The sequence below is a fragment of the Psychroserpens sp. BH13MA-6 genome (assembly GCF_052983595.1).
Map to the genome: position 1 here is coordinate 418,594 of NZ_JBRJGE010000004.1, position 13,862 is coordinate 432,455.

At 33.0% G+C, this 13,862-nt stretch carries 15 protein-coding genes and 1 pseudogene; 1 reads left to right on the forward strand and 15 read right to left on the reverse strand.

The genetic code is table 11. From position 1 onward, the window contains the following. Positions 1 to 40: 40 nt before the first annotated feature. From ACU8DI_RS11010 to ACU8DI_RS11065, 12 genes and pseudogenes are all read right to left on the reverse strand, one after another. Positions 41 to 835 (reverse strand): TlpA family protein disulfide reductase, encoded by a 795-nt coding sequence (locus tag ACU8DI_RS11010; RefSeq protein ID WP_447112828.1) that lies wholly within the window; start codon positions 833 to 835, stop codon positions 41 to 43. A gap of 109 nt (positions 836 to 944) precedes the next feature. Next, positions 945 to 1,658, reverse strand: a complete 714-nt coding sequence (locus tag ACU8DI_RS11015; RefSeq protein ID WP_447112829.1) for a DUF6090 family protein — start codon at positions 1,656 to 1,658, stop codon at positions 945 to 947. Between the two features lie 99 nt (positions 1,659 to 1,757). Next, positions 1,758 to 2,180, reverse strand: a complete 423-nt coding sequence (locus ACU8DI_RS11020; RefSeq protein ID WP_447112830.1) for a hypothetical protein — start codon at positions 2,178 to 2,180, stop codon at positions 1,758 to 1,760. 214 nt (positions 2,181 to 2,394) lie between these two features. Next, positions 2,395 to 2,715, reverse strand: a complete 321-nt coding sequence (locus tag ACU8DI_RS11025; protein ID WP_447112831.1) for a hypothetical protein — start codon at positions 2,713 to 2,715, stop codon at positions 2,395 to 2,397. Positions 2,716 to 2,940: 225 nt separating this feature from the next. Then, positions 2,941 to 3,405, reverse strand: a complete 465-nt coding sequence (locus ACU8DI_RS11030; RefSeq protein ID WP_447112832.1) for a lipocalin family protein — start codon at positions 3,403 to 3,405, stop codon at positions 2,941 to 2,943. A 206-nt stretch (positions 3,406 to 3,611) separates the two neighbouring features. Further along, positions 3,612 to 4,721: a Gfo/Idh/MocA family protein gene (locus ACU8DI_RS11035; protein WP_447112833.1), complete on the reverse strand. Its 1,110-nt coding sequence runs from the start codon at positions 4,719 to 4,721 to the stop codon at positions 3,612 to 3,614. Between the two features lie 194 nt (positions 4,722 to 4,915). Continuing rightward, positions 4,916 to 5,344 (reverse strand): hypothetical protein, encoded by a 429-nt coding sequence (locus ACU8DI_RS11040; RefSeq protein WP_447112834.1) that lies wholly within the window; start codon positions 5,342 to 5,344, stop codon positions 4,916 to 4,918. 146 nt (positions 5,345 to 5,490) lie between these two features. Continuing rightward, entirely contained in the window at positions 5,491 to 6,705 is a 1,215-nt protein-coding gene (locus ACU8DI_RS11045; protein WP_447112835.1) for a retropepsin-like aspartic protease, read from the reverse strand. A 195-nt stretch (positions 6,706 to 6,900) separates the two neighbouring features. Continuing rightward, entirely contained in the window at positions 6,901 to 7,452 is a 552-nt protein-coding gene (locus ACU8DI_RS11050; protein WP_447112836.1) for an SRPBCC family protein, read from the reverse strand. 5 nt (positions 7,453 to 7,457) lie between these two features. After that, entirely contained in the window at positions 7,458 to 7,934 is a 477-nt protein-coding gene (locus ACU8DI_RS11055; RefSeq protein WP_447112837.1) for a hypothetical protein, read from the reverse strand. 118 nt (positions 7,935 to 8,052) lie between these two features. After that, the gene (locus ACU8DI_RS11060; protein WP_447112838.1) at positions 8,053 to 8,598 is read right to left on the reverse strand and encodes an HNH endonuclease; all 546 of its coding nucleotides are present in this window, start codon (positions 8,596 to 8,598) and stop codon (positions 8,053 to 8,055) included. 228 nt (positions 8,599 to 8,826) lie between these two features. Then, positions 8,827 to 9,834, reverse strand: a pseudogene (locus ACU8DI_RS11065) (NAD(P)/FAD-dependent oxidoreductase). A gap of 88 nt (positions 9,835 to 9,922) precedes the next feature. Between ACU8DI_RS11065 and ACU8DI_RS11070 the strand changes: the two are divergent. Continuing rightward, positions 9,923 to 10,300 (forward strand): Fur family transcriptional regulator, encoded by a 378-nt coding sequence (locus ACU8DI_RS11070; RefSeq protein ID WP_447112839.1) that lies wholly within the window; start codon positions 9,923 to 9,925, stop codon positions 10,298 to 10,300. A 52-nt stretch (positions 10,301 to 10,352) separates the two neighbouring features. Here the strand turns inward: ACU8DI_RS11070 and ACU8DI_RS11075 are convergent, their stop codons facing one another. From ACU8DI_RS11075 to ACU8DI_RS11085, 3 genes are all read right to left on the reverse strand, one after another. After that, positions 10,353 to 11,255, reverse strand: a complete 903-nt coding sequence (locus tag ACU8DI_RS11075; RefSeq protein WP_447112840.1) for an alpha/beta hydrolase fold domain-containing protein — start codon at positions 11,253 to 11,255, stop codon at positions 10,353 to 10,355. 209 nt (positions 11,256 to 11,464) lie between these two features. Beyond that, entirely contained in the window at positions 11,465 to 12,394 is a 930-nt protein-coding gene (locus ACU8DI_RS11080; protein ID WP_447112841.1) for a hypothetical protein, read from the reverse strand. 197 nt (positions 12,395 to 12,591) lie between these two features. Further along, the gene (locus tag ACU8DI_RS11085; RefSeq protein WP_447112842.1) at positions 12,592 to 13,431 is read right to left on the reverse strand and encodes a hypothetical protein; all 840 of its coding nucleotides are present in this window, start codon (positions 13,429 to 13,431) and stop codon (positions 12,592 to 12,594) included. Positions 13,432 to 13,862: the final 431 nt, after the last annotated feature.

Genomic DNA, 13,862 nt, shown 5'->3' on the forward strand with positions numbered 1-13,862 from the left:
ACATTCGTACAGTTGGAAAAAAGCAGTTGATCAAAAGCTTTTATTTCTCAAGAAGTGATATCATCTCGGACGCCTTATTGACGACTTTTGTGATTGTGCCGTTTTTGTCTATGACGATATGAGTTGGATAGATCTGTAATTTTAATATGTCGGCAATAAACGCTTTCTGATTTGGAACGACCTTGTATTTAAACCGCTTTTCTTTTAAAAAGGCTTCTAATTCAGTTTTAGAATCTAAGGCTAAACTGATAAAAATGAGGTCATCGCGATGTTGGTATTTATCTACCAATTCATTGAGTTCTGGAAATTCAGCGACACAAGCTTTACAGCTAATAAACCAAGTTTTAAGAATGATGGTCTTACCTTTTGTATTGTCGTTATTGTAGGTATGACCCTTTAAATCAGTAAATTCAAATTCAGGAAAGGGCAAACCTTCCATTTTTAAATGGTTATAATTTGTCAGAGATTCATTTTTAATGGGACTTCTAATATTGTTATCAGCTGTAGCATCAAGCTTAAATAGTTGATATGTCTCAAGGCTTTCTTTTGACTTTAACTTTAAAGGAATATAGGTGCCTGTTGTTAGTTTTTTTAAAAACTGTTTCTTTTCAATCGTGTCTGACAGTTCGTCTAAGGCTATAAAGTTTGATGCTAATGAAATATTTTTAGTGTGATAAGTCCACCAAGTCATGAAATCGGTTTCTAATTCCTTAAAATCAACTTTCGGCTGAAGCTCTACAACACGTTCTGTACTCATTTTAATAGCCGCTGTTTCTTTGCAAGAAACAATTAAAATTGGAAGAATAAATAAAATAACTTTCAAACGTTTTGTCATGGCCGTCGCGAGGTTTTTTTAAGTGTCACTATGTAAATTAAAATAGAGGTAAGGGTCACACAAATAATTCAAATGACTCGATATAGTTTTTAATTACTTTGAAACCTTTTCATTCAATGTTTGGTTTAGTTAATCGGATAATTTTATCTATATGATTTTCAATAGGTTCCTCATCTATGGCAGTAACAATGGCTCTTAAATAATTTCTTTTGTCTATCATATAATTTTGAAACTTTATGGTAGAACTGCCCGTAAGCGTTATCTCATTGTCAAATCCAGAATAATCTAATACTTCCCTCCAATATGGCCAAAAATGGTCATTCATCATTTTATAGTAAAAATTTTCTTCTTCTTGATAGTCCATTAAAACATCCTTCCAAGAGACTAGGAGTTGTTGTAATTCTTCGTCTTGTACTAATTGCAGCGAATTTGAATTAACGACCAAGTCAACCGAGCTTGAATAAGGATTATAAGTATGGTCTTGAATCTTTGCGTAGTATTTCCAAAAAGTGGCATTCTTGAGGCTATCTTTCTTGAGAGGGAATAAACCAATCATGCTATCCAAGGCTGCAAGACTTCTATAGTTTATTGATTTCACAGAATCAAAACCGATTTTATTCTGAATAAAGTCCCTGTGTATATTGTCTAAAAGCTTACGCTCGCTGATACGGTCTTTTCTATCCTGATTCCAATTACTTACTTGCAAGGCAAGTAAAATACCGATCATAACCAACACAATTTCACCTATGGCATATTTGAGATACTTTCCAGTATTTCCTTCGGTTAGCAGTCTTAGTCTTATACGTCTAAAGAACTTAATCATATGTCATGTTTAGGTTGAGACTAAGATAGTCTTTTGTGGGGTAATTTCTTCGTAATTATCACCTAAACAACGAATCTCACTTGGTGCGAGACCATTTTTTTATTTAACACGTCTCAATAACCAAGTTCCAAATACTGTTTCAGGCTCAACGTCAATGTTACTTGCGTTTTTTTCCGTTATGGACCAAGTTCCATAAATCGCGTCAAATTTTGTATCGATGTAACCGTAATGTTCAATTTCTAATTGTCCGTTTTCAACAATGATTTCTGAATCACCTAAGGTTTTTAATCTAGGATGAATAGGATATTTTTTTATAAATGAGATAAATTCATTTTCAGAGAAGCCTTTTATAGTAGCGTCTGCAGGTACATAATAATCCGATTTTTCTTCCGTTACAGTGCCGATAAAACTGTTATTGGTTCCTTGAAGGTTTACTAAAATATTGACTCTTTCGCCAAACTGTGGTAAGGTATAGCCTTCACCATATTCATAATAGCCTTCCCAATTATCAATTAAATTCATAACTCTTGCCTAACCTAATTTATATAATATTGACTGTTGAAATTAAGCTTTATTTTAAGCTTCACATTCCACGATGCATACGTGAGCTGCTCAGTTGAAATGATTCCGTTAAAACTAAGATAGCGATTTGTAAGAGAGATTCTTCCGAATATTCATAAAATGGTTAAGAGCGGTATGCATTTATAGCACCTGTTTATCATGAAACAAGTTTCTATTATCTTCTAAAAGAACTATAACCAATTAAACTCCAAAATATAAAGATTCCTAATATGCCTATCCGAGCATAACCAAAAAACACACTAGTCAAAAGCACTAGGCTCACCATCAGAACCAAAATCTTCATGCCTTTTTTGGTTTTGTCATTGGCCTTAGATTTTTTATTATGAATTAATTGATTTAAGTAGATGTCATCAGATTTTTTCAAATAATACTGAATTTGAGAGTCTTCTAAGCCTTGCTCTTTCAGTTTTATTTTTATTTCGTTGGTTGAAAACCCTTTTTCTCTTAATGATATACTGTAATCTAATTTGTTCATTTGACCCAAAATTCTGGCAAACGTATTTATTTATGTTTTATGAATACCAGTTCCCTTTGTACGTCTTTGAGGGTTTTTACCTAGAGTCTATGGCTGATGTTTCAAGTGAAAGACATAGAACGTCGAGGTTTATTTAACTTTCCAGACTGAGGTAGTTATCTACAGGAGAAATTCTCAAGCCTCACTAACTTAGCAATAGACTAATCACGTTCTTGTACTCAGTTGTTAATCTACACGTTCAAAATCAAAAGTAAAACCTGTCAGAAAGCCATCATTACAAGGATCTGGATCAGCACTATTTTCATCAGCTCCAATCTTTAAAGTGTTTTGCGTTAATTCAAAAGTGTTAAATTCAAAAGAACCTTCAAAATTACTTGTAATCGTCAAATTTCCATTATTGATTTCCCAAGTACCATTATCGGTAAAATCAAGAATACAATCATTATCTACAAGTTCGTAAAACGTACGCGTATACGTTCCATTATCACTTAAAATCCATCTACCAGTTTGTTCACAAGAATTTAGAATTAAGACATCTTGACTGCCTGTTGAACAAAAATCTATTTCATTTATTTGCTTCCAACTGCCAACTATTGATGGAGAATTTGAGTTAGTATCATCATCGCTAGAGCAAGATGAGAACATCATTAGTCCAATTAAAATTCCGCAAAATAATGTCTTTTTTTTCATTCGTTTTTGTCTTTAGTTAAAATTGTTTACAACCTGGTTGAATTTAGTTTGTCTCAAGTTTTAGGCGGAATACTACGCATTCGCGTAAACCCTTCGCGCCAAAATCTAAAAGATTCATGAGCGTAAAATATAAAATAGAAATGACATGATTGTCGTTCTGTTGCAAAAAATGTGTGAGGCTGAATTGGTAGTTGTGCTTCAGGCATTTATTCATTGAACTGAATGGTCTTATTGAGCTCAGCACTTTTTTTAGCGGCTTCTAATATTTCAACAACCAGGATGTTATTTTCAAGTGAATTTAAGTCGTAATCTTCTAATTCAATGTCACCTCTTACCACTGCCGCTAGAAGCGCAAATGGATCATCATAAGGTGCTTTTCTTTCTTTTAACTTTATTCGCTCCTCATCATATCCATCATAACCTTCTGATATTCTTATACGTAAGTCATTTCTATTGTCGGCATAGATGACACCATCAACACCGTATATTTCCATATCTTTTCTGCCAATAGGCCAATTCCAAGACCCTTGAATTATTGCCACAGTGTGATCATATTGTAAAAGAATGATAGATTCATCATTTACTTTAGGGTTATTTTCTGGCTGTAATTGTTGAGCAATAGCTGTCACCGAATTTGGTCTTTTACCATCCATAAACCAAGTTAATATATTAACACCATAACATCCAAAGTCTACTTCTGCACCACCACCATTTTGTATCGGGTCGGTTAACCACTCTAAGAATTCCTCATTTACGCCAATCTTTTTCGGACCTTTATGCCCATCATGCACCATTATTTTTCTAAGTTCACCTATTTTTTGTTCTTTTTTGGCCAATTCGTAAGCTTTATGTGTTGTGGGATACCAAGTTGTTTCGTAATTGGTTAATAATTGAATATGATGCTTTTCGGCTAAGCTTTGCATTTTTTTTGCGTGTTCCACACTAACCGCTAGCGGTTTTTCTACCATCACATGAATGCCTCTAGGTGCGGCTGCTTCCACCACCTCTAAATGTTCGTATATGGTACCAAATGCAGTCACTGCTTCTGGCTTTACTTTATTAAGCATTTCATCTATGGAATCATATACTAATTCCATTGAAAACTTGTACTGTTCTGCATAGCGTTGGGCTAATTCGGTATTAGGTTCTACAATTCCAACAATTTCTATATCACCACGTGGTTCACTCCCAAAAATCCAATGAACATGTGTGTGCGTTAAACCAATGACACCCACTCTCAGTGCTTCCTTTGAGTTTTGACTATAAATAACTGTATTTAATAAAATGAAGGTTGCAACCAATATGTTATGTCTCATCGTTTTCTTGAGTTATATGCCATCTCTGTTAACGTCTTCTTGTTTGTTTTGTTGCCGATGAATAGCATGCCTATGTAACTGGATTTCTGATGGAAATCTGGCGTGGTCTGACGCCATTTTTCCGTGTTTTAAATATATTGAATTTTATCTAAAGATGTTTAAAGTTGTGTATTACAAGCATTGAACTGTGTAAGTTACTCTTGAATCCAATTTTTATTCCCACCGTAATTATTTAGTTCTGTTTTCAAAGCTATTAGAGAACGCTGTTCAATAATTTGAGTATCAATAGTAAGTTCAGTTTTTTCAGTCCTTAATTTTAAGTTTCCGGCAAACTCTTTTATGGATATGATTTCAGCCAGATTTATAGTTTTAGGAAATAGCGTGTTTTTTGTTAATTCGCCATTTTTCAGTGTCAAATATTGTGTTCTGTGTTTAGTATAATACCTCACAAACATGAAAATTCCAGCCGCTATTTGTCCAATTCCAATAGAAAACAATGGTAGTTCGTTCCTTTCTGAAATACTAAAAGATAGGAACACGAGAACCATTCCTAAGGCTATGAATATTATTCCCATTTTATAATTACTATTTAACCTGTCTTTTGAATATGTAATTTTTATCATTTCTTATAAGTATGACAATGTGTTTGTGAACGGATGGTTGTTACACCAGTAACGCTTTCCAAGTTTTGAAGATAGCAATTTTTAATAGAATTTCTTCCACGTAGCGAATGACTAAAATTAACGATTCACCTGGTTGACGACCGCATTTATTTTGGAAGTAGTTGTTTTTTTGTCAATGCGATTTTTTTCTTTACCTCATTTTCTAAAATTTCAATCTCTACAGTTTCCGTTAAGATATCGTTCTTCTGATGCTTCCAAATGTCACATAATTGCTCATTGGTTAGGTTACTTACTTCAATACCATTAATGGATATAATTTCTGAATTTAGTTTGATTGGACTAGTAAGCTTATGGTCTTCCCATTGATTGAAAAACGAAAATTTATTACTGACATAATTAGGAGCAAATGTGTATTCATATTTACTTAGTTCATTATTAAGTACTTCCTTTACAGGTTTCAAATAAAAAATTTCGTCATTCCAATTCAAAGTGACTAAATAATTTTCTAAAAACTCATTACCGATCAAATTAGATTGGTTTTTGCCGAATCCGACGATTTTATTTTGAATGTGAATAGCACCTAATTGAATATTGCTTATATAACCATAGATTTTTTCTTCTAAACTTGCGCTATTTGCTGTGAACGTAGTAACTAAAGCCTTTGTGTTCTGAATGGTGTTGGTGGCGTTTAAATTTTCGAAAGTGTTTAAGTTTGTTGAAATGAAACCTGAATAACCTGTGTCAAATGTATAATCGGAAGAAATACCATTCAGTTTAATCGCAATTTTGGCATCGCCATATCTTCCTGAATTCGTTTTGAATTTATAGGTGTTTGATAGGTCGAAAACCTCAATTCTGTCCGTAAATCTTATAACTTTATTCTTATAATCGATTTGCCACATGGCTTTTCTCATGAGGTTGCTTCCTATGATTCCTGAAATTTTGTTCCCACAACTAAACACTTGTTCAAATGGCGAGTGGTCAAATATTTGTGCTCCAATATTTTTGAATTGAATATTTCCTATTTTAATATTATCAATAGAAATGTATTCATTATTGCTTTTAATATTTCTAGCATCAGAGATTTCATTACTGACATTATTAGATTTAGTGTTGATTTTCGATATTAATTCGTTATCAATACTTGTTAAATCATTTCCTGTATCAAACATAAAATTATATGCCTGACCATCAATCATTACTTCTATAATTATTGAACTATAGTCATAATGAAATGGGATCTCTTCCAAATAGTGTTTTTGTTCAACCTTTCCTTGTGTTACTGTTTTTAATCGCTTTAAAGGCGAACAACTTACGATCAAAGTGAGTAGGATTGTTATTTTGAGTATGCTTTTCGTCATCTGTGTGGTAAGGGTTTTATGAATGATTTGCTTCGGAATTGCCGCTTGCTTGTTCAACTGACGTTCCTATGAAAAACGTAAGCTGTTTTGCTTAAATATTTTGTGACTAAGATAGTAACTTATAGAAAAAAAATATCTTGTCTTAAACACTTGTCATCATAAACGATATAGGTTCTTGTCTGAAGTTTTTAATTTTCAATCCCCTTCTAAATAAGCTATTAACTTCATTAAAGTTTTTTCGTTTGCAGGAATAAAATAGTTCATCAATGCCAGATATTTTGGACTGTTTTTATAACCGATTCCAAATGATTTAATAGTCGTTTGGCCATTTTCTAATTCATCGAAATAAATAATATTGTAAAAATCCTTGGCGTCTTTTTTCATAAATTCAGGAAAATTATCAGTTATTTCGGCTTGAAGAGTTAGCAGTTTATTTGGTACATAATTTATAATATGAGTAACAATTGTTGTACTATCTCCAATTTTTCCTTGTTCGTTGTAATTTGTTTTGATAACGCCACCAACTTTTAAGTCAACCTCTGCGAGAGGTACAGCCCAGTTTTCCCAACCCTTTTTTGTGGTATAAGCTTTCCAAACCGAATCGATAGGTGCTTTTACAGTCAATTCTTGAATTAATACTAGTTCGGGAGTTTTTGTTGAATCAATTTGCGAAATAACTCTCTTTTCTTGTGCAAATGTCATCATTGACATAGATGAGAATAATAAAATGAATAATAAGGTTTTCATGTTTCCTATATGAATTTGAATGATAAAAATAAACATAAAATTAGCCCAAGAATTAGAATGTATTCAGCCAATTTTAGTTGGGTAACTGATTTTTTCAATTTAGTAATTCCAAAAATAACGAATGTTGGTAGTCCTAGATATATCAATGTGATTAACAAATCATATGCTGTAATGTTATCTTGAGAACTCGAACCAAACAAGCTATAATCAATAACTGGGTAGAGCAAACATATAAAGGGAATTGTATAACCAAAAATAATTCCAATTTTATTGTTTCTGGCCAGACCAATGCTCGCTATTATGGAGTAGATTGTTATGAGAATTACACCTTTCCACATCCAAATTATTTCAATCAGACTGGTTTTTTTACCGCTCCAACCAACTCCAAAGGCCGTTATCCAAATTAAATAAACAGAGGATAAGAATGCTCCAATTGCAGTTAGCGTAAAAATTCCAATGAGACTTATTCTTAATGCTTTCACTTGATGGTTCATTTCAAAATCACCTACAAAGGTCTTGGCTTTGTCTTCGTAGGGTAATAGTACACAAGTATCATTCAGCCGAAATGAACCAAAGCCATTGTTGGAGTGTATGTATTGATTAATATTCAGTAACGGAACTCCAATTTTCGCCTTTTTTTATTCTGTGGATTTGCGTGTCTGAAACTCCGAAACGTTTAGCAATCATATTGATTCTGTTCTTTTCGTTTTTCAACTGGCGTTTTATGATTTTTACTTTTCCTTCGTTTAGTTTTCCAATTTTTTTACTTCTTTTTTGCACAACTTCTTCCCAATTCGGATTGTTGAATTGATGAAGTTCCTTTTCTCTTTTGGTCGCCCATTTTAAGTTGTCGACATGATTATCGGTTTTGTCATAATTGAGATGGATGACATAAATGCCATCGTTCCGTTTGAGAAAATGTTCAGCCACAAGTTTGTGAACGTATCTGCTGGTAGATTTTCCGTTTTTTTGTTTTAGTGGAAGATTTTGATAGCCATTGATGTATGATTTTTTAACTTCAGTTTCGGTGTCGCCTTTACAGTTTAAAATTCGTCCGTAATTTGAGATTTTAAAATGTTCATTTTCTGCAATTCCATCGTCAAATTCAATGACTTTCCACGCTTCATTCCAATAGTTCCGTATCATATTTCAGGTTTTTATTAAATGTACTGCAACGCTATTCGTAATTGTGTATGGTTTGTTGCGGATATACAGCGAGCGTATGTGGCTAATATTCCGCGTGAAAAACACGAGCTGTTGAGCTCAAATTTTTCCGTTGACACTAAGATAATAAATTATAGCAGAAATACGTCTTCTTAGCCAACTATAGCCATGAATTATACACCTTGTTATGGGCAGTGTTTTTCATTTTTTTCATTTGTAAAAATCAACTTTGCTAAGTTCGCCATTAATCATAGCTCCGGCTGTGTTTCCAGAATTTACAGCGTTAGCTACAGAACGCATAAATGTACTGTTGTCTCCGCAGGCAAATACGCCGTCAATGGAGGTTTTCTGCATCCAATCGACTTTTATGTAACTATTTTCATCTGTTTCACAGCCCAAGTCATTTATAATTGTTGAATTTTGTTCAAATGAAACTGGTCCATAAGCACAATCAAAACTTTGAGAAGTGCCGTCTTTGAATTCGATTTCCTCCATTTGTCCATTTTGATGATGAATTAATGAAATTTCTTTCTCTATGGTTTGAATATTTTTCTCTTTAAATACTTTTAAATCTTTGTCTTCAAAGTCTTTGGTTCCAGAAGTTATTATAGTAATATCATTCGTTAGGTTGTTTACCAAAGTCGTAAGATGCGAGGCTCTATCGCCATTTGCGATGATAGCGGTTTTTTTGTTTCTTATTTCGTAACCGTGACATTAGGGGCAATGCACAATAGAAATGCCCCAACATTCTGAAAAACCTTTTATAGGAGGCATTATGTCTTTAATTCCAGTAGCTAAAACCAATTTCTTTGAAGTGAAAATATCCCCTTTTTCAGTAGTGATCTCAAATCCACCATTCGTTTGTTTCCCGCTAACTGCAAGTCCGTTATAGAATTTGATACTGTTGTATTTTGATACTTGACTTTTGGCAATGTTGGAGATTTCTTTTGGGGAACTTCCGTCTTGAGTCAGAAAATTATGTGAGTGTGGGGTTTGTTGATTGCAAGGGCTTCCTGCATCTATTAGCAAGGTTTGACGAAGTGAGCGACCTAAGGTCATTGCTGCTGAAAGTCCGGCATAACTTCCGCCTATGATGATTACTTCAAATTCTTTTTTATCCATATTGTTCGGGTATTGTGCAAAGAGAGTTAATGGTTTAGGTAGCGCAAGAACCAGACCTGACACTCCAAATAGTTTTATTATTTCTCTTCTTGTCATTAATTTCTATTATAACGCGACAACGTCGCAATAAAGTTTGACAAATATACTATTTTTTTGTATTATTGCAACTAATTCGCAATAATATATGAGTCGAAGAAATACACCAACAAAGGATGCCGTCATGCATTTACTATTAAATTCAAAGAAGGCGTTAAGTCAAGACGCTATTGAAAAGCAGTTGGATATTGCGATTAATAGAGCGACAATTTATAGAATATTAAATAGGTTTTGTGAGGATGAGATAGTTCATAAAATAGTTGCAGAAGATGGAAAACAGTATTTTGCAATTTGCAAAAAATGTGAGCATCCACAGGAAGGTATGTCACATCATTTTCATTTTCGGTGTTTGTCGTGTGATACGGTTGAATGCCTGCAAATTCCTGTTGAGTATTCAGTTCCCAATGGCTATGAAGTTCAAAATGCAAATTGTATTTTGACTGGGATTTGTGACGACTGTTCTTAACTTGCTTAGATGGTTTAGAACAGTCTCGTTTAAACTGGCGTTTTAATGTAGTCTAAACATTGTTGTGGTTAGTTTTTAATATTCTGATTATGCTATTTAAAGCGGTTTTGGCTTCTTTCATTATTGGTAGAAAAGGCCATATATGGGGCATGTTATTTCCTTCAATCACTTCAATGTTGACATGGTTATTCCTCATCTTTATTTCAGCTAGTTTTGCATCTGGATACATAATGTCGTTTTGAGCGAGAAATAAAATTGTATTTGGAAACCCTTCAAAACTCCCGTACAAAGGAGAAATTATTGGATCTTTCAAATCCTTTTTACCAGCACACATCTTTTTGGCACTCAGCACGCCTGTTTTTGAAAGCATTGGATCTACTTTTTCTAAAGTTGCTATTTCTGGATTAGACATGCTTGCGTCCATGACAGGAGAAACGAGAATTAGTTGAGCTGGCAATTCTATTTTGTTTATAATTAACCGCTGAATTAATGCAGTTGTTAAAGTGGCACCAACTGAATCTCCTAGAAAGGAAATGTGATTTGCTTGATAAATTTTTATAGCTGAAGCGTAGATATTATCTATATTTTCAGAAATTTTCGTTATCTGATTTTCTGGAGCTTTTGGATAATTACATAACCAAATTTTATGTTTCGTTTTTTTTGCGATTTCTTTTACCGTATCCCAATGATGTTGTGCAGGGCCAGAAATAAATGCGCCTCCGGGTATGAAAATTAACAGTTTGTCAAAGCTCTGGTCTAACCCAATTTCTGTAATTAATGAGTCCGAAATTTTAAACGTCCGTAATACGTTTTTTTTGAAAAAACTTGTGCTTGGTTGTTGGACATCTTCTTTTCTGATTTTTTTGAAATCTATTGGATCATTGCTAAGGTTTCTTTTGATTCCTTTTAGCTTAATAACTAATAGGGTTATATAGTAAGTTAAGCTTTGCTTCATTTTTTTTAATTAGTCATAAACATTGTTGTAGGCAACAATTATTTGTCGGTATTACTTAGTTCAATTTCAACATCCAAATGATCTCTTGCTATTTTGACTGAGTGTTACTCTCACTTTGCCAATATGCTCGTTAGGAGTTCATCTTTTTAAATATAACACTTACGCTCGCATTAAACTTGTGCGATGTAGTGTGTCGCTGATAGTTTCCTTTATATTTGAGACACTATTAATTTTAATTCCTTATCGCTAATATTTGGATTTATAGTTTCATAATTTTTATTCAATTGATAACGTAACTGTTTATAGAATTTTTCATATTTCGGTAACTCTTTGTCATTGTATGCTTTCATATAGTCAACCAATTGTTTTAAAAAATAGAAGCTTTGATGTTTGGCAGTTTTAATGTAATAATCTTTTGAATTCGCAGTGTTTTCAAAATACCAATTAAATTGTTCCGAACAGCTTTCTTTGAGAAAAGGAATAATTTTATCTTTTTCATCGAAGTGTTCAAATAGACGAATTTTGTGTCCAAAACTTAGAGAACTACCATGACCAGCAAAATATATTTTGGGATTTTTCTTTTTTTTCTCTTTTAGCATAGTATCTATTGCCTTTAAAGCTTCTATGTACTGGTCATTTATGACATATAAATTGAATAGCGAGTACAGTGCCCAATTCTTGTAATAGTCGCCTCTCTGCCAATAACGTGAGTAAGAAGCTGAATCTCTTAAATATTTTGCATCCTCAATGGATTTTTCAATTTCTCCCATCTGGTAATAAAACCATATTCGGTTTAGATAAAAATCGCTTTCCTCAATAGTATCATAAACTTTTTCTTTAATAATGTTTTTATAGATTTTATTAAAATCTGTATTGAATTCGTCAAAATAAAGTTCTCTTCTTTTTGCAATTTTTATTGAATCGTTTTTTAGAGAAAATATTTCGTCTTGTCCATCAAACCCACCCATAAGATTTACTTTCATATTTAGTCTTTCCCAAATGAGTTCATAGTTTAATGAATCTGTTTTTAATTGCTCTGTGATAGCTTTTATTCTTTCTGGGTAACCCTCTTGCGGATTTGGTTGTCCAAAAGCGACATTTGCAATTAATACTGAAATTAAAATTATGAGATTTTTCATTCTAACACGGATTTTTTCATAGTTACGCAAGGTTTAAGCTATGAGTATTTGCGTGGATTAGTACTTCATGTTGAACGTACACAACAAACTGAAAATAAGTAATAAACCAGCTCGAACTGAGAACTGTGCGTTCGCAAATTTTCAGAAGTAGGCGAGACCAAGCAATTAGTGATACATGGTGACAGTACCAGTTTTTTTTATGTTGTTTTAAATAAATACCATCCATTTCCAATTTTTCTAATCATAATAATTCTGCTCGGATTCATTTTTGGTACATTTTGTTCATTTGGGATATACAAATATCCAACAGTATTGTCAATCATTCCACCAATCAAGAACTCAAAACAACCTTCACAATTATAGGCAGTTGAAATAGTATTGATTAGAAGTTTTTTATAGTCTGTTTTGATTTGCTTTCCCAAGTTTATTTTTCTGTATGACTGCTCATTTTTATCAACTTTCGTGTTTTGAAGTTCATTTTTCAATTCCTCAAATTTCTCTCGATTTTTTTCAAAGTGTTTGATTATGGTATCGTCTAATGCTAAAGTTAATTTGATATGCTCTAATTGTTGATAGAAGTCTTCTTTTGATTTAAATGATTCATTATCTTGTTGAATTAAAGTAGCTATTTGTTCCTCCGTCAATTTTTCCATTTCCAACAACGCTTTTTCCATTAATCCGGTCATTGCTAATGCCCTAAATGCTTCTATTTTCCAGTCTTTGTCTTTTTTAAGATGAGTATAAGCGTCAAAACCATTTCCAAGACTGTCTAAAATTGTGACATTTATCACAGCAGTACTCTCGGATTCATCCAGAATTCTAAAGTATAGTTTTGTGCCTTTTGATAAGTCAGTGGCATTAGGATGACCTTTATATTCTCCAGTAGAATATTTATTTGTCCTTTTAGCAAACGTTTTGTCAGTAAAAACTTTTTGAACAAGTTCAAGAGGTTCAGATGCTTGAGCAGTTACAACTCCACAAGTTGTCATAAAAATTAGAATAAGTGCTATTAAATTTTTACTCATTTCTTTGTTCAAATTGGTGAGAACGATTTTTTATGGCTCGTCGCGGAAAAATCTACAGGATTCTTCCCGCAGAAGTCGAAAGATAACAAAAATGCGTTGAATTTCGATGAGGAAATAATCACGAATTGCGAACTGGACGAAGGCCATTCAACGACATTAAATTACAGCTAATTTTGTACTTCAGTTATTTTAATTGAATTAAGCAATGTCTCTAATGTTAACATGTACGTGAAGGTCAACTTCACCTTGAACATAGCCTATTGCTTTTACCCAATCTCCTCGATTACTAAATTTAAGATATTCGTTTCGCATGGTTTAAGTCTAATGGGTATGTGGCTTGTTAAAAACACCAGCTCTTGGGGATTTATGTTAGTGTGAATTATACCATTTAAGCGAAATCATTCGCGTGATGTTGGAAGGGGCTTAATTTTTGACTAGATTGT